The 17,531-nt window shown below is 34.2% G+C and carries 17 protein-coding genes; 10 read left to right on the top strand and 7 right to left on the bottom strand.

The features are described 5' to 3' along the window. Positions 1-455: 455 nt before the first annotated feature. Positions 456-1,826 (bottom strand): hypothetical protein, encoded by a 1,371-nt coding sequence (locus A9G41_RS06675; RefSeq protein ID WP_141675159.1) that lies wholly within the window; start codon positions 1,824-1,826, stop codon positions 456-458. Between the two features lie 504 nt (positions 1,827-2,330). Here A9G41_RS06675 and A9G41_RS06680 point away from each other — a divergent pair. Then, positions 2,331-2,804: a DDE-type integrase/transposase/recombinase gene (locus A9G41_RS06680; RefSeq protein ID WP_141675158.1), complete on the top strand. Its 474-nt coding sequence runs from the start codon at positions 2,331-2,333 to the stop codon at positions 2,802-2,804. A gap of 768 nt (positions 2,805-3,572) precedes the next feature. Here the strand turns inward: A9G41_RS06680 and A9G41_RS06690 are convergent. Together A9G41_RS06690 and A9G41_RS06695 are read right to left on the bottom strand one after the other, a co-directional pair. Beyond that, positions 3,573-4,934 (bottom strand): hypothetical protein, encoded by a 1,362-nt coding sequence (locus A9G41_RS06690; RefSeq protein ID WP_065581666.1) that lies wholly within the window; start codon positions 4,932-4,934, stop codon positions 3,573-3,575. A 279-nt stretch (positions 4,935-5,213) separates the two neighbouring features. Continuing rightward, positions 5,214-6,548 (bottom strand): replication-associated recombination protein A, encoded by a 1,335-nt coding sequence (locus A9G41_RS06695; RefSeq protein ID WP_065581665.1) that lies wholly within the window; start codon positions 6,546-6,548, stop codon positions 5,214-5,216. Positions 6,549-6,728: 180 nt separating this feature from the next. Between A9G41_RS06695 and lolA the strand changes: the two genes are divergently transcribed. The 4 genes from lolA to A9G41_RS06715 all read left to right on the top strand — a co-directional run bounded on the left by lolA (position 6,729) and on the right by A9G41_RS06715 (position 11,090). After that, positions 6,729-7,325 carry an outer membrane lipoprotein chaperone LolA gene (gene lolA, locus A9G41_RS06700; protein ID WP_065581664.1) on the top strand — a complete coding sequence of 199 codons (597 nt, stop codon included), beginning with the start codon at positions 6,729-6,731 and terminating at the stop codon, positions 7,323-7,325. Positions 7,326-7,655: 330 nt separating this feature from the next. Then, a complete protein-coding gene (locus tag A9G41_RS06705) occupies positions 7,656-8,900 on the top strand; it encodes an oligosaccharide MFS transporter (protein WP_065581663.1) in 1,245 nt (414 codons plus the stop codon). Between the two features lie 52 nt (positions 8,901-8,952). After that, positions 8,953-10,071, top strand: a complete 1,119-nt coding sequence (locus tag A9G41_RS06710) for a glycoside hydrolase family 172 protein (protein ID WP_065581662.1) — start codon at positions 8,953-8,955, stop codon at positions 10,069-10,071. Between the two features lie 20 nt (positions 10,072-10,091). Then, the gene (locus tag A9G41_RS06715; protein WP_065581661.1) at positions 10,092-11,090 is read left to right on the top strand and encodes a substrate-binding domain-containing protein; all 999 of its coding nucleotides are present in this window, start codon (positions 10,092-10,094) and stop codon (positions 11,088-11,090) included. Positions 11,091-11,106: 16 nt separating this feature from the next. On the opposite strand, the gene smpB is transcribed toward A9G41_RS06715, so the two are convergent. After that, the gene (gene smpB / locus A9G41_RS06720) at positions 11,107-11,589 is read right to left on the bottom strand and encodes an SsrA-binding protein SmpB (protein ID WP_065581660.1); all 483 of its coding nucleotides are present in this window, start codon (positions 11,587-11,589) and stop codon (positions 11,107-11,109) included. Between the two features lie 33 nt (positions 11,590-11,622). Between smpB and A9G41_RS06725 the strand changes: the two genes are divergently transcribed. Genes A9G41_RS06725 through A9G41_RS06745 form a run of 5 tightly spaced genes read left to right on the top strand, consistent with a single transcriptional unit; the run spans position 11,623 to position 13,540 of the window. Beyond that, positions 11,623-12,087: a type II toxin-antitoxin system RatA family toxin gene (locus A9G41_RS06725; protein ID WP_081302114.1), complete on the top strand. Its 465-nt coding sequence runs from the start codon at positions 11,623-11,625 to the stop codon at positions 12,085-12,087. Next, on the top strand, positions 12,084-12,362 hold the full coding sequence (locus tag A9G41_RS06730) for an RnfH family protein (RefSeq protein WP_065581659.1): 279 nt from the start codon (positions 12,084-12,086) through the stop codon (positions 12,360-12,362). The genes A9G41_RS06725 and A9G41_RS06730 overlap by 4 nt, the downstream gene beginning before the upstream one ends. Before the next feature lie 16 nt (positions 12,363-12,378). Continuing rightward, positions 12,379-12,813: a zinc uptake transcriptional repressor Zur gene (gene zur / locus A9G41_RS06735; RefSeq protein WP_065581702.1), complete on the top strand. Its 435-nt coding sequence runs from the start codon at positions 12,379-12,381 to the stop codon at positions 12,811-12,813. Further along, entirely contained in the window at positions 12,801-13,157 is a 357-nt protein-coding gene (locus A9G41_RS06740) for an EamA family transporter (RefSeq protein WP_065581658.1), read from the top strand. The genes zur and A9G41_RS06740 overlap by 13 nt, the downstream gene beginning before the upstream one ends. Further along, on the top strand, positions 13,157-13,540 hold the full coding sequence (locus A9G41_RS06745; RefSeq protein WP_065581657.1) for an EamA family transporter: 384 nt from the start codon (positions 13,157-13,159) through the stop codon (positions 13,538-13,540). The genes A9G41_RS06740 and A9G41_RS06745 overlap by 1 nt, the downstream gene beginning before the upstream one ends. Positions 13,541-13,704: 164 nt before the next feature. Here the strand turns inward: A9G41_RS06745 and A9G41_RS06750 are convergent, their stop codons facing one another. The 3 genes from A9G41_RS06750 to secA form a co-directional block, all read right to left on the bottom strand. Beyond that, a complete protein-coding gene (locus A9G41_RS06750; protein WP_065581656.1) occupies positions 13,705-13,920 on the bottom strand; it encodes a DUF4177 domain-containing protein in 216 nt (71 codons plus the stop codon). 339 nt (positions 13,921-14,259) lie between these two features. Beyond that, positions 14,260-14,664, bottom strand: coding sequence for an 8-oxo-dGTP diphosphatase MutT (gene mutT, locus A9G41_RS06755; RefSeq protein ID WP_065581655.1), 405 nt, complete (start codon positions 14,662-14,664; stop codon positions 14,260-14,262). A gap of 116 nt (positions 14,665-14,780) precedes the next feature. Further along, on the bottom strand, positions 14,781-17,504 hold the full coding sequence (gene secA / locus A9G41_RS14720) for a preprotein translocase subunit SecA (RefSeq protein WP_065581654.1): 2,724 nt from the start codon (positions 17,502-17,504) through the stop codon (positions 14,781-14,783). Positions 17,505-17,531 lie beyond the last annotated feature (27 nt).

Here is a 17,531-nt window from a genome sequence, read left to right on the forward strand (position 1 = left end):
TTAAGTTGAAAGTTGCTTTAAATTTTTTGCCTTTAATTTAGTTCACTTTTATATCCCTTTCATCACTAATCATATTTAAATAAAATTAATTCATTATTATTTATAGTATTAAATTCAATTTTTTTATTAAAAATAATGCTAATGTATTTTAAAGTACTAAATGATTTAGCATAACTAATTACAATACTGATAATAGATTTTTTCGATCAATATCATTTTCAAGAATCGCTTACTCCCTTACTATTGGTTGATTATCACTCAATTAATAATAAAATCTTTGTTATTAGAAATGGGATAAATTGTGCATAAAAGCACAAGCCACAGCACAATTAATTGTGTTGTAGCTTGTGTTTTAAATACAAGCTAATATAAGAAATGAACAGGTAAATATTGAATCAAAATACTAGATATTAAATGTTATTAATTAAATCCTTTAAAAGGTTGAATTAAGGTATTTATTTAATAGCAGTGCAGATACCATTTTTAGATTCACTTTCTCCTCGGCAGTGATATACAGCATTGTAAGTGTGTAAATCACAATATTCTTTTTCATCCTCATCATATAGCCAAAGGCGCTTATAAGAATTACTTTGGTTTGGTGCTGCCGCCCAAGAGTTAGGATAAGCATTTTGGTTTGGATCACCCCATTCACCTAATAATGTGCCTATTTCTCGGGTGAATTTTGCATTTTTACCTTTTGGTGCATTGCTTACTTCATTTGCATGGCTTATACGATAATTGCCGTCTAAATTTTTGCACCCTGTAACTATTTCTTCTGCACTTCCTCTATTGGCCCTTGGTTGGCCAATTAGGTTTTTATCCCAGCCACTGAACCATTTGGTAATGGTAAATGGATACTCAATAGTCTTGCCAGTAATTTTATTTTTTCCTTGAATGATAACTGTAAACCCGTTATCAGATTTCATAATAAGGTTCCAAGCCATTTCAGTGTGCATCGCATCTACGGTGTTAAACATGACGGCCACTGTATCAGCATTACTAGAAATAGTCACAAGCCTATCTCCTTTTATTATCTTCCAAATGTAATTTTGGGCAAGCCCATTTTTTGCTAATAGAAGATCAAACTTTGCACCATAAAAAGCTGTTGTCGGGAAGTTTCTGCTTGCATCAACATTAGATTGAGTTAAGAAACCATAGTTTTTATCCCATTCATTTCTTACACTAACTGCTGCTTGTGAGGGAGCAAGCTCAGGTTTCGCATAGCATATACCAGAGTCTTCCAATATGGTATAAATTTTTGACGGGTGAGTGCGGATATTGACATTTGGATATTCATTAGCTTTAGGTTCTCCATACTTTGAAAATAATGTTAAATCAGCAAATATTTTTACTTTATAAGGCCCTAATTGCCCTTTCTGGGTTAATGAGCAAAACGTCTCTTTGTCTGTTGGTGTAAATTCGACTAATTGGTTTGATGAATTTGTGTAATACCAGATCATTTCTACTTTTTCTTTTATGGCAAGATAATCTAGTTCATCACCATCAACATCTGTATATTGCTCATTATTTGGTTGTTTTAGTGGGGCTAGCTTTATGTGGTTTTTAAATGGATAGCTAATGGGTAATATAGCATTGCCCATTTCATTACCATAATAATTCTTATTATCAATTGTTAAACCAAACAGACCAAAATCATCAATATGCACCTCAATTTTGTCAGATAATCGAGGTTTACTTCCTTCAATTATATTGACTGTTTGGGCAGATAAAATGGCATAACTTATTGTTGTAAATTGTAATAGGTATATTGAACACACAATTGTTTTAATATGTTTTTTAGCTACATTCATTATTATTTTTTCCATTATCTCTATTTAAAACAATCATTGTGGCTTTAATTTTAATTAAGATTTTTGGTTTAAATTTTGGATAGGGGATTGCTTAGCATAGGCGCTTTATTTTATATAAACAAATCGTTTGATACGATCAATTCAGGCGCCATTAATAGCATACATCTATTTATAGTAATTTTATTTATTGCTGATATCTTTTATTTTTCGATAGCTAATATGTAAATACCCCATACTGATCATCACCAAAAAAATGGATAAATGTCATTTCTATTATATAACTAACAATCATAGACGAACACATTATGGTCAAAAAAATTTAGTGTAGAGTTTAAACAACAAGCGGAAGATTATGCTTTATCTAATGCGAAATTCTAAAAAAAAGCAAATGTGTACTTCATCAACAATCCAAGTCAGTGAAGTACCAATATATGAAACAACATTTGTCATCGTATCTGATACCGCCGGTCTGTTGTCAGTTGAAAGTGAGTGTATCAGGTTACTATGCTTGGCTAAAACGTGAGACTAAATCAACGGGGGATGTTTGATAATATCAAAGCGCTTTATTGGCAACATAAAGCCCGCTTAGGTGCACCAAGTTTAGTACATGATATCAGAGACAAAGGCTACGATGTATCAAAAAGAACCGTCAGTCGAATATTACAAAAATTAGGATTACGAAGTAAAGTAGCACGCAAATTTAAACTTCGGGTAGCACCTAAGCTATTTTATAACATGCTGCCCAATACCTTAAATAGACAGTTTAATCCTGAGCGCCCTAATCAAGTTTTGGTCACTAATATCACTTATATCAAAACACATGAAGGCTGGTTATACCTTTGTGTGATTATTGATTTATTCGGTCGAAAAGTGATTAGACAGCAAACAAGTTCGCATATTGATAGGAATTTAGTTTGTAACACACTGAAACATGCTTTATTTCGTCGTCAATTTCCTAAAGGTGTATCACTTCATATTGATCGAGGAAGTTAATATTGCCGTACGGATTTTAAGCGGTTAGTGTTACGGCATAGACTTAGCCAAAGTATGAACCGAACTAGCAATTGTTGGGATAATGCTGTTGCTGAAATTTTTTTCATACGTTAATTGCACAAATCATGGCAATGTGATTGAATAATTTTGTTGTAGTTGCTGTGACCAAGTTTTACGTGCTTGAGTTAGCGCTAGCGCTTTTTTATGATTTATTTTTGAAGCTGTGATTTTAAACTCAGCTCAGCAAACATCTGTTTGAGCTTACGATTTTCAGCCTCTAGCTCTTTTAGACGTTTGAAGTTTCCAACCACCCTATTTTCCTCCATCGATAAAAAGTTGAATTACCCATACCTTATTTACGACAAAGCTCCTTAACAGGAATACCTGCCTCTGCTTCTTTTAAAATAGGTAAGATTTGATTTTCAGCCATTTTTTCATAGTTAAATCCTCTTTAATTTTTATCATAGAGAATTTACTACTTTTTGCTGTACTATTTTATGAGATGGTTACAGATCAATGCGATTTGCAATAATCGTTCATTCATTTCTATTAGTAGATAGTAGATTATTATTCAATTAATAATAAAAATTTTGTTATTAGAAATGAGTGAAATTGTGTATAAAAACACAAGCCACAGCACAATTATTTGTGTTGTAGCTTGTGTTTTAAATACAAGCTAATATAAGAAATGAACAGGTAAATATTGAATCAAAATACCAGATATTGAATGTTATTAATTAAATCCTTTAGAGGGTTGAATTAAAGTTTTTATTTAATAGCAGTGCAGATACCATTTTTAGACTCACCTTCTCCTCGGCAGTGATATACAGCATTGTAAGTGTGTAAATCACAATATTCTTTTTCATCCTCATCATATAGCCAAAGGCGCTTATAAGAATTACTTTGGTTTGGTGCTGCCGCCCAAGAGTTAGGATAAGCATTTTGGTTTGGATCACCCCATTCGCCTAATAATGTGCCTATTTCTCGGGTGAATTTTGCATTTTTACCTTTTGGTGCATTGCTTACTTCATTTGCATGGCTTATACGATAATTGCCGTCTAAATTTTTGCACCCTGAAACTATATCTTCTGCACTTCCTCTATTGGCCCTTGGTTGGCCAATTAGGTTTTTATCCCAGCCACTAAACCATTTGGTAATAGTAAATGAATACTCAATAGTCTTGCCAGTAATTTTATTTTTTCCTTGAATGATAACTGTATACCCGTTATCAGATTTCATAATATGATCCCAAGCCATTTTAGTGTTCTTCGCTTCTTCGGTATTGAACATAACTGCCACTGTATCAGCATTACTAGAAATAGTCACAAGTCTATCTCCTTTTATTATCTTCCAAATGTAATTTTGGGCAAGTCCATTCTTTGCTAATAGAAGATCAAACTTTGCACCATAAAAAGCTGTTGTTGGGAAGTTTCTGCTTGCATCAATATTAGATTGAGTTAAGAAACCATTCTTTTCATCCCATTGATTAGCAGCACTCCCTTTTGCATCATCAGGTTGTAGCTCTGGTTTTGCGTAACAGAACCCAGCATCGGGACTTATCGTATAGGTTTTAGATGGATGTTGGGTCACCTTATTATTGGGATATTGCTTAGTAGATGGATTTCCATATTTTGACGTTAATATTAAATCCCCTAATATTTTTATTTTATACGGACCCAGTTTTCCCTCTTCTGCTAATGAGCAGAGTGTGTCAGATTTTGCAGGAGTAAATTCTACCATTTGGTTTTTAGTATCAGTATAATACCATATCATTTGTGGAGGGGATTGTGTTGTAAGGTATCCTAATTCATCACCATCAACATCAACATATTGTTGTGTATCAGGTTGTTTTATTGGAGCTATTTTAATTTGACTTTTTAATGGATAAGCTGATGATATTGGAAGTTGTGTTACCTCGTTTCCATAGTAATTTTTATTGTCAACAGCTAATCCAAATAGCTCCAAATCTTCTATATTTTTTTCTAATTGTGGCGATAATGATGGTGGAGTCCCTTCAATACTTTTAACTGTTTGAGCTACTAATTGAGCACAAATCTCTGCGCTAAAAAAGAAAGGACTCAGCCCAGATATAATCTTATTAAAGTCCCTTTTAGTTATTCTTTTTTTCATGCTATTTACTACTTATTATTTGTTCTGTGTTTAAAATTATCATTTATATATTTGCATTAAATTTCTATGTAAAGTTTGTTTTTCATAGAATGAATATCATCTAATTTTATAGTGTAAACAAATTAATAACAATAAAATAATTGCTATTACCTATTTGATAATTAGTTAAGATCTTTCGAGAGATTTTTATATTTATTTATAAAAATAGAGAGCTAATTGAATATTTAAGCAATTAAGACTATAGACGTGAGATGATAAAAGAACACAAAATTAGCTATTTTATTTAGATTTGTAGCGTTGTAAGGTGCTTGTGCGATTTTGTTCTTCTATCCATGCTAGTTTATCGGCATAATTTTTTTCCGCACCACGCATTGTTGGATGGTAATATTTTGTATCGGCCATTTCAGGGGGAAAATAGTTTTCTCCGGCGGCAAAGGCATTGGGCTCATTATGAGCATAGCGATATTGCGCACCATAACCTAAATTTTTCATCAAACTGGTTGGCGCATTGCGTAGGTGTTCAGGGACATCATAATCTGGTTTGGATGTTGCATCCTTCATCGCTTGGTTAAAAGCAAGATAAACGGCATTACTCTTAGGTGCACAAGCAAGATAAACAATGGCTTGAGCGATAGCCCGCTCACCTTCTGCTGGCCCAACTCGAGTAAAGCAGTCCCAAGCAGCTAAAGCTACTTGCATGGCTCTTGGATCAGCATTACCAACATCTTCTGATGCAATGGCTAATAATCGACGTGCTACGTATAATGGATCACCACCAGCCGAAATTATCCTTGCATACCAATAAAGAGCGGCATCAGGGGCTGAGCCTCTAATTGATTTATGAACAGCTGATATAAGATCATAAAAACGGTCACCTTGGTTATCAAATCTTGCACTTCGCTCACCAATGACCTCTTTTAGTAATTCAGGTGTTAATGCTTTGCCATCCGACATATTAACAAGCAATTCAAGAGTGTTAAGCGCTCGTCTAGCATCACCACCAACGAATTCGGCAATTTGTTTTTTTGCTTCTTCTAGTAGAGTAATATTTCGGTTGCCATAACCACAATCGGGATCTTCCATCGCTTGTTGCAAAATTTGCTCAATATCATCATTGCTCAATGATTTAAGTAAATAGACCCTAGCACGAGATAATAATGCTGAATTTAATTCAAAAGATGGGTTTTCCGTCGTTGCACCAATAAATGTGACGGTGCCGTCTTCAACATACGGTAAAAAAGCATCTTGTTGGCTTTTATTAAAACGATGGACTTCGTCAACAAATAAGATCGTTCTTACCCCTGATTGTTGATTAATTTTGGCACATTCAATTGCTTCTCGAATATCTTTGATACCAGAAGTTACCGCCGAAATACGCTCAACTTTGGCATTAGCATGGTGAGCAATAATTTCAGCAAGCGTGGTTTTACCTGTACCTGGTGGTCCCCATAAAATCATTGAATGTAAATTACCCGCTTCAATGGCTTTTGAAAGTGGTTTTTCTTTTCCTAATAGATGTGTTTGCCCAATGTATTGTGATAAGATCTGCGGGCGCATTCTTGCTGCTAGAGGCTTAAATTCATCAGTTGTAAATTCAAAAGACATACTAGGCATGATACACTGTATCCATTCTTTGCGATATTAAACGTATTATATACTTGTTAATCAATAAGTGAAAAATAAAATAGCTTTCCGCATAAATCGAAAAAAGCTAATATTCTTACTTAAATTTAGTTTGTTAACAGTTTTTTTAGAATACAATTATTTTCTAGGACGCAGACATAAGGATTTATCATGAAAAAATTTTTATTATTAATTGGGTTATTGGTTAGTATGTCGTCAGCATGGGCAAACGATAAAGAAGTTTTGCAACAACGCCTAGATAAAATTGATGGCTTTTATGCTCAGTTTTCACAGGATGTAAAAACTGTCGATAATCAACCTGTTCAACAAGGAAAAGGCGATTTATGGGTGACAAGGCCTTATTATTTTAATTGGACAATGAATGAGCCTGATGTAACATCAATTATCTCAGATGGTGAAAGTCTTTGGGTTTATACGCCAGCTGTTGAGCAAGTGAGTGTCATGAATTTGAAAAAAGCCGTTGATAATCGTTTAATGTTACTTATTTCTGATAGCCATAATCCGATTTGGAATGCTTATAATGTAACGCGTAGGCAGAATTCATTTACACTTAAGCCAACAGATGGTTCTAATCAAGACTTTGTCATTTCGGTTTTACCAACTGGCATGATCTCAAATTTTACGATAATTGAAGAAGATGGTCAGCGTAGTTTTTATGACTTGTCTCACCAAGTGTTAGGTAAAGTTGATTTAAATAAATTTAAATTTATCCCACCAACAGGGGTTACTATTGATGATCAACGTTAGCCTATTATGACATCACGGAATATGTCAATCCGTAATATATTAGCGTTATTTTTTATATAAAATAACGCTAATAAGATCATAAAAATTTTTCCTATCGGTTTATATCAGAATTTAGTCAAATATAATGTTTTATTTCTTTCTATAAAATTTTCACTCCTTTTGTTTTAACCTATTAATTTTTTTTAAAATAAAATTGTGCACAATAATTTTTCTTATCTAAGTTAATAAAATAATTTTGATGTTGATCACATTTATCCAATAAACCCTTTAAAGCTAAATTTTTAGCTCTGCATACTCAATTACAGTGGTTCACTTTTTATAGGATAAATTATGACAAACGCATTTTATAACAAACCAACTTATTGGTTTGCTTCATGTTACAGTTTTATGTATTACGCTGCAGGTAGTTTCGTCTTTTCATTTTATGCCATATGGCTAAGTAAGGAGATTGGTTTAACGGCAAAACAGACAGGCATTATTTATTCATTTAATTACTTTATCTCATTAATTATTATGATTGTGTATGGTGTTTATCAGGATAAATTAGTTCTGAAAAAACATCTTATCTGGTTTCAAAGTATCATTATTACCTGTGCTGCTCCTGCATTAATTTATGTTTATGAACCTCTATTACGGCATAGTTTTTATATTGGCGTTATTTTTGGTAGTTTCTTTTTGGGGTTTGGTTGGGTTGCTGGAATGGGATTAATTGACTCCTATTGTGAAAAAATCAGCCGAGCATTTGGATTTGAATTTGGTCAATGTCGCACTTGGGGGTGTATTGCTTATGCTGTAGGTACTTTTATTGCTGGTATTTTGATTAGCATAAATCCTCATTTGAATTTCTGGGCTGCATCAGTCGTAGGAATCTGTTTTATGATTCTAAATTTTAATTTTAAACCAGATTTAAACAAATCATCTGAAGCAATTTTTCAGAAAAAGGACAAATTAAGTTTTAACGAAATTATGTCTGTCTTTGCGCTGAAAAAATTCTGGATATTTGTTGTTTATGTGCTTGGTACCTATAGTCTTTATAATATTTATGATCAGCAATTGTTTCCTGTTTATTTTACTCAGCAATTTGAAGATGTAAATGATGGCTATCGCTTATATGGTATCTTAAACTCGTTTCAAGTTTTTCTAGAAGCTGCTGTGATGTTTTGCGTGCCATTCGTTGTAAATCGTGTTGGGGCAAAAAATGCTTTGATTTTTGCTGCATTTATTTCAGCTTCGCGCATCTTCCTTACAGGGCATGTTAGTAGCATTGCCATTATTTCAATCATTAAACTTATGCACTGTTTAGAGATTTCTACCATTTTAGTTTCCGTATTTAAATATATTGATATTAATTTTAATGCTCGTCTTTCAGCAACCGTCTTTTTAATCGGTTATCAGGTTGCAGGCTCTGTTGGTGTTATTTTGTTTTCTACTCTTGTCGGTGATTTTTATGATACCAATGGTGCATCAACAACATTTAATCATCTTGGGTTAGTCGTTTTAGGATTTATGATTTTTGCTATTTTCTTTTTATGCGGTGATAAAAAAGCAAAATACATAAATAAAAAAATTAGTTAAATATAAATAGTTTTAACAAATTGCATTTTATAAACATTAGTAAGGATTGATAATGAACATATATAATTCAGTAACACAATTTCACTTTGAACAGACTAGAACTATTTCGCCAGAAAATATGACAGGAGAAAAAGGTAAATCTTGCATGAAAGCAAGCATTTTAGGTCCAAGCCGTAAAGGACAGGGATGCATTTCAATTCCTGCTGGTAAAACAGTCACTATTGCCGAAATTTCAGGGCCTGCAGAAATTCGTCATATGTGGTTTACCTTAACTGATAGAACACATTGCGGTAGTTTTGTGTTACGTGATGTTGTTATTCGCATTTACTGGGATGATGAATCAGTGCCATCAGTCGAAAGCCCGATTGGTGATTTCTTTTGTAATGGTTTTGGAGCAAGATGTGATATTAATTCAATGCCAATCGTAGTTAATCCTACGGGGGGATTTAATAGTTATTTTAGAATGCCATTTAATAAAAAAGCAAGAATTGAAATTCAAAATGAACATGAAGCTGATTTGCAGCATTTCTTCTTTACTATTAATTATGCCTTAATGCCAAAACCATTTGAGGCTCCACTTTATTTTCATGCTCAATGGCGTAGGCAACGAGTAACTAATTATGCCGAAGATTATGTGCTATTAGATAATATCAAAGGGCATGGTTATTATGTCGGTACTTACTTAGCTCTAACCGCTTTGGAACGTTACTGGTGGGGAGAAGGAGAGTTTAAGTTTTACCTTGATGATGATAGCGAATATCCAACTCAACATTCAACAGGATCTGAAGACTATTTTGGTGGTGCATGGGCATTCCATAATCGTGATAAGCAAGGTCGCCCATCAGCTAAATGCTTTCAAACGTTATTTATGGGTTATCCATATCAAACCAATCGTGATGCAACGCGTGACTTTTTTCAAACAGGCGACGCTAATCCTGTACACGGTTTTGGTGATGATGCTCTACCAATGCATGGGCTATATCGTTGGCATTTACCTGATCCTATTGCATTTCACAAAAATATTAAACTTGCATTTCAACAAATAGGTAACGATGATATAAGATTGTATGAACGTTGTGACGATATTGCTAGTGTTGCGTATTGGTACCAAAATCCTTCGGCTAATTGCAATCCAATATTTCCTAACAAGCAACAACGAACTCCTCGTTGATATATAAAGGGAATAGTGCTATGGCGAGTAATAAATTAAAAATCAATGATATTGCTCGTTTGGCTGGCGTGTCGGCAACGACCGTCAGCCATATTTTTAATAAACGAGATAAAAAATATCGCATTTCAACACAAACACGGCAACGCGTTCTATCCATCGCAGAACAGTACAGTGATCAAGCTCATATTCGCCAATATCTGGTTAAAGCAAATAGTACTGATACCATAGGCGTGATAGTTCCAGACATGTCCAATTCTTTTTTTTCCATGTTTTTGCACTATTTAGAATCTTCATTTAGACAAAAAAACATACAATTATTAATAACTTGTAGTCATTATAATAAAGAAATAGAAATTAAAGTGGCACAAAACTTAATTGAACGAAAAGTTGATGCTATGATCGTTGTTACTTCATTAAATAGTGATGAGTTTTATGTTGATATTAATCAAAATACGCCAGTATTGTTTTTCGATCGTTATATTAAAGATACTTCATTGCCGTTTATCACGAGTGAATCATTACACTCTGTTGCAGAGTTAATTTATCCATATGCTAAACAATTAGATGAATTTTATTTCATTGGGTGTGATACACAATTAACTTCAATCGAAGCCAGATTGCAAGGCTTTAAAAAAGGTCTTCAACAGGTTGGATTAAACGTCAACTCACAATGGTTATTGAGTGATGACTATTGTCCTAATAAAGGATATGAATTACTCAAACAGCTTCACAAAAAATTAGGGCGACTGCCAAAGGCTATTTTTACTCCTTCATGTAATATATTACAAGAAGTGCTTAGCTATTTAGTGGAAGTAGAAGTTAAACCACAACAAATCTATTTGTGTTCTTATGATTATAATATTTATCTGAATTACTCTTACTATCCAATTGATACTATTGCTCAAGATTTTCAAAGCATGGCTTACACTTGTGTCGATGTAATTGATGCTCTACTTAAATTCAAAGAATTAAAAAACAAAGCTTTTTTTATCAAACCACAAATTATACGCCACCGTTAGGGCTATGCTCATATTATTAACGGTTGGCGTTTTTCATAATGCGCGCTTTATCAACTTGCCATTGACGTTCTTTAATATCAGTACGTTTGTCGTATTCTTTCTTACCTTTAGCAACACCAATTTTCACTTTTGCCCAAGCGTTCTTCCAATAAAGCGAAAGTGCAACAACAGTATAACCTTGGCGATTAATTTGACCGAATAATGAATTTAATTCGCGTTCATTTAATAACAATTTACGTGTGCGCATTGGTTCGCAGACAACATGTGTTGACGCAACATTAAGTGGTGTGATAGTTGCACCAAAGAGCCATGCTTCACCATCTTTAAGTAAAACATAACTGTCACTAATGTTGGCTTTTCCTGCGCGTAGGGATTTTACTTCCCAACCTTGTAGGGATAATCCCGCCTCAATTTCCTCTTCAATAAAGTACTCATGGCGTGCACGTTTATTTAATGCAATGGTTGCCGAACCTGGCTTATGTGATTTTTTCTTAGTCATAATGTGCGTTATTATAAAGTTACATGATATAATATGCCACTAATTTTAACTTTTTATTTTATTATTATGGCACATGTTTTTCACGAAGTTATCGAGCCTTATTCTGTAGAGCAAATGTTTTGCTTAGTGAATGATATTACTCGGTACCCTGAATTTGTTCCTGATTGTATCGCAACTGGTATTATTAGCAAACAAAATAATACGTACACAGCGTTTATTGAAGTTGAAAAGTTAGGCTTTAAAAAATCTTTCACTACAGTAAATCAGATTAATCAACCACATTCTATTGAGATAAAATTGTTTGAAGGACCATTTAAACACCTATCGGGAAGGTGGCAATTTAGTTCACTCGGCGAGAGCAAAAGTAAAATTAGTTTTAGTTTAGACTTTGAGTTTAAGAATAAGTTATTAGATATTGCTTTTTCTCCGGTGTTTAAAGAAGTGATGACAAGTATGGTTAATGCGTTTTCAAAACGAGCAAGGCAGATTTATAAATGATAAATATTCAAGTGGTTTATGCGTTACCAAATAACCCGACGGTAATTAATTGCGATGTAGATGAGAAAACTAATGTCTTGCAAGCAATTACAAAATCCAATATCTTATCGTTATGTCAGATTAAACTAGATGAACATCTAATTGGCATCTATGGAAAACGTTGTGATCTCAATGAATTGGTTAAAAATGGCGACCGTATTGAAATATATCGACCTTTAATCAATGACCCTAAAGAAATAAGACGAAGAAAAGCAGCACAAAAAAATAATGACTAAAGGCAAAGGAAACCAAATGCATAATCTGCTCATTGAAAAGATTGAAACTTTATGCAAAAAGCGTGGTATTAAACTGACTACGCAACGTCGAACAGTTTTAGATATTATGTTAGCGGCAAATAAAGCGATGAGTGCCTATGATCTTTTAGATCTACTCAAAGTCAGTGAACCTCAGGCTAAACCACCCACAATTTATCGTGCGCTTGAATTTTTACTAGAGCAAGGTTTCATCCATAAAGTCGAGTCTTCTAATAGTTATATTATTTGCCCACACTTTCAAAACCCACAGCATATTTCAATTTTATTTATTTGCGATAAATGCCAACAGATCATCGAAAAACATTCACAAAATATTGAATATCAATTCAAAAAATTAGCACAGCAATCTGATTTTTTAATCAAACATAGTGTGCTTGAAATACATGGGTTTTGTCAACAGTGTCAATCTTGATCATTACTCTTTGGTTAATTAACATTATCTGCGATACTGTTGGGCAAATTGCATTTAAATATGCAGCGATTAATTCCAAAGATACGCAAGGTCTGCGTTATTGGCAAAAACTTTTTGGTAATTATTGGTTATGGCTAGGTTTTGCTGCTTACTTTATTGGCTGTATTTTTTGGCTAGCTTTTTTAAGCTCTGTGCCATTATCTCAAGGAATATTACTGGGATCATTTAATATGATTACTGTTATGCTAGCTGGTCGGATTTTATTTAAGGAACATCTGACAAGCTTTCGTCTTATTGGTATCCTTTTTATTACGATAGGCGTAGTTTTGGTTGGACTTACGTAATGAAAAAATTTTATATTATTGGGTTTATCTTACTATTGTTTTTTGATACGTTTGGTCAAACAAGCTTTAAGTTAACCGCATTATCGGCTATGCCTCTTGAAATGAGTATTGATTGGTTTATCCGTATTTTTACTCATGGGTGGGTTTATTTGGTAATTATTGGGTATACTGGAGCATTTGTCACATGGATGATGTTATTAAAAAAAGCACCTGTAGGTCCTGCTTTTGCCGTTTCTCATTTACAGTTAGTTACGGTAATGTTGGTTTCGGCTATTGCGTTTGATGAGCCAATTGCATTTATACGTATGCTTGGTGGGATATTCATTATTATTGGCATTATTTTTTTAGCTCTGGCAGAACAAAAATTAAATCATAATACTTAAAATTTTTTATACTGAAGCGTAGTGCTTCCTTAAGCTTTTTGACAATAGATAATATAGTAATTGATTAGGCTTAATTAAGCATATTTAGTGGGAGATACAATATAATTAATAGATATATTGTGTCTCCCAATCTGATATCAGATTATACTCATAGGGAGGTAAGTTTAGTTGCGTTCGCGTTCCATCACAATTAAATAGGCTTCCCTTTTCCAAAATAAAAATAAGCGACGCATATCTTTTTCCATCGTCACTACACGCCAGCCATCTTTAGCATTTTTATTTAAAAATTCGGAAAATCTAACCTCGTCAGCATTCGCTGAACCTAAAAGTAATGAAGACAATGCGCCTTCTTGGAAAACAACTACCTTATATTCTTTCATAACAATTCACACCTTAATATTATTATAATAATACGATTTTTAATGATAAGTAACATTAAAGATCCTCGGCATTATATATTATGTAAATTTGGTTTCCTAGCACATAATTAATCTTCCATAAAAATATATGATTAGTATGCTTTTGTTCAGTTTGTTGTTTACGACTTTCGATTTATGGTTAAAAGTTTAATTTGATAGTAATGTGCACAGTACAACTCTCTTGTTATGTAGTTCTATATGGCATATTAATTTATAATGAAGTATTAAAAATACCCTCAAATTAAAACATGAGATTGCATTAATGAGAAAGACAATTAAAACTAAATCATAATGAATGAACTAAATTTGTTTATCCAAATTTTTAAGCATTTCGATAATTGGTCGATTAGCATCAGGGAATTCATCAGCATTTAAATCTTGCTGATCTACCCAACGGCTTGGTTGCCCTTCTTTTGCAAAAGGAACACCATCCCATTCTTCTACTAAATAAGCATAGATAGTAATATCGCGATCATCATAACTGTGTTCGACTGTTTTTAAGAATTGGGCTTGGCGGATATGAATGTCAACCTCTTCAGCAATTTCACGTTGTAGGGTTTGATAGGGTATTTCTCCTGCTTCTATTTTCCCTCCTGGAAACTCCCAAAACCCCGCTAGATGGGAATCTTCACCGCGTTGGGTAATAAAGATTTGACAATTTTGTGAACGAATAATACCTACAGCAATTTCAGTATGTTTTTTCATAATTGTGTTTATCTATGAGTTAGGTTAGGGAAAGCTTAGCCTTTCCCTTTCTGTTCTTGTCGATCTTAATCGACGATTTAAGCATCAATTTTGCTCAATCACACTAAATTAGTATCTTATTTAACAGATCCATGACAGTGTTTATATTTTTTACCTGAACCACAAGGACATGGATCATTGCGCCCAACTTTAGCTTGTGTACGCATTATCGGTTGAGCTACTGCTTGGCTTTCATTTTCACCACTCATGCTCACTACTGACTCGTGATTAGCTTGTTGCTTAGCCATTAGTTTTTCCATTTCGGCTAGGCGTTGGCGTTCTGCTTCATCAACTTCATCTTGTGAACGAATTTGCACACGGCTCAAAATACCAATAACATCATATTTTAACGATTCTAACATGCTAGCAAACATATTAAATGATTCGCGTTTATATTCTTGTTTTGGATCTTTTTGTGCGTAACCACGTAAATGAATACCTTGACGTAAATAATCCATAGCAGCTAAGTGTTCTTTCCAAAGCGTATCAAGTGTTTGTAGCATGACACTTTTTTCAAAGTGCCTAAATGCTTCAGCTCCAGCAGTATTTTCCTTTTCTAAATATCTTTCTTGTGCCATTTGTAAGATACGCTCGCGCAATGTTTCCTCATGTAGGTTCTGCTCTTCATCTAACCATTTGGTGATGGGTAAATCCAAATCAAAGTCTGTTTTTAGCGCGGCTTCAAGTCCAGGGATATTCCACATTTCTTCAATTGATTGTGGTTGTATGTATTGGTCGATGAGTGTATTAAATACATCACCTCGGATTGAATCAATGGTATCTTTCATGTCGGCATTATCAAGTAAACCGTTTCGTTCACGATAAATTACTTTACGTTGTTCGTTAGCAACATCATCATATTCAAGAAGTTGTTTACGAATATCAAAGTTGCGACTTTCAACTTTCTTTTGTGCATTGGCAATGGCTTTAGTTACCCATGGATGTTCAATGGCCTCTCCCTCTTTCATGCCAAGTTTACGCATCATGTTCCCCACACGTTCAGAGGCGAAGATTCGCATCAATGGATCTTCAAGTGATAGATAAAAACGTGAAGCACCGGGGTCACCTTGACGACCAGCACGACCACGTAACTGGTTGTCGATACGACGCGATTCATGACGCTCTGTACCTAAAATATAAAGCCCACCTAATGCAATCACTTCTTCGTGTTTTGTTTGCCAAACTTGTTTCGCTTTTTCGATATCTTCTTGTGTTGGATTTTCAATTTTAGCTATATCACTTTGCCAATTTCCACCCAGCATAATATCAGTACCGCGCCCAGCCATGTTAGTTGCAATGGTAACGGCACCTTTACTCCCAGCATTAGCAATGATTTCAGCTTCTTGAGCATGGAATTTAGCATTTAGCACATTGTGTTTAATGCCGGCTTTTTTAAATGCTTGTGAAACTAGTTCTGACTTTTCGATTGATGCTGTCCCAACTAAAACGGGTTGACCGCGTTTTACACATTCTTGTACATCAGTAACAATCGCGTTAATCTTTTCCTTTTCAGTCATATAGACAAGGTCAGATTGATCTTTTCGTTGCATTGGGCGATTTGTTGGAATAACAATCGTATCCAATCCATAAATTTGATTAAATTCAAATGCTTCAGTATCAGCAGTACCTGTCATCCCCGCTAATTTTTCGTATAAACGGAAATAGTTTTGGAACGTAATTGAAGCCAGTGTCTGATTCTCATTTTGGATTTTAACATGCTCTTTTGCTTCAACCGCTTGGTGTAAACCATCAGACCAACGACGACCATCCATGGTTCGACCAGTATGTTCGTCCACGATAACTATTTCGTTATCTTTAACAATATAGTCAACGTCGCGATGAAATAAGTGATGAGCACGCAGGGCTGCATTAACGTGATGCATTAGAACAATATTACTTGGCGCATAAAGTGATTCATCACCTTTCATGATGCCTTGTTTAATCAATAGTTCTTCAACTTTAACTAATCCACGCTCGGTTAAATTAACTTGGCGTGATTTTTCATCAATGGAAAAATCTCCATCCCCTTGAAACTGTTCAGAGTCTTCTTTTTCTTGGCGAGTTAAATAAGGAATGATTTTATCAATACTAATATATCTTTCAGAATTCTCTTCGGCTTGACCTGAAATAATCAATGGCGTTCTTGCTTCATCAATTAAAATTGAGTCGACTTCATCGACTAAGGCGTAATGTAATGGACGTTGTACTCGAGCATCTTTGCTAAATACCATATTATCTCGTAGATAATCAAAACCATATTCATTGTTAGTACCATAAGTGATATCAGCATTGTAGGCTTCACGTTTTATGTGTGGCGGCATATTAGGTAAATTAATACCAACAGTTAATCCTAAAAATTCGAATAATGGACGATTATTTTCTGCATCACGCTGTGCTAAGTAATCATTAACTGTAACAACGTGTACACCTTTACCTGTTAGTGCATTTAAATAGGCAGGTAATGTTGCCGTTAAGGTTTTTCCTTCACCTGTGCGCATTTCGGCAATGCAGCGTTCATTTAATACCATACCACCAATTAACTGCACATCAAAATGACGCATACCAAATACACGCTTACTTGCTTCGCGTACCACCGCGAAAGCCTCTTCCAAAATATCATCTAATTGGATACCAGCAGCAACCTTTTGTTTAAATTCTGTGGTTTTAGCTTTTAATTCTTCATCAGACAATGCTTCCATGGCTGGTTCAAGTGCATTAATTTTTTCAACTCGGTTACGCATGGTTTTTAAAACGCGATCATTGCGACTACCAAATACTTTTGTTAATAATTTTAATAACATAACTTTTCTCTTATTTTTTCAATACGG

Origin of the sequence: Gilliamella sp. Nev5-1 (assembly GCF_001690895.1) — a bacterium.
GTDB classification, from domain to species: domain Bacteria; phylum Pseudomonadota; class Gammaproteobacteria; order Enterobacterales; family Orbaceae; genus Gilliamella; species Gilliamella apicola_C.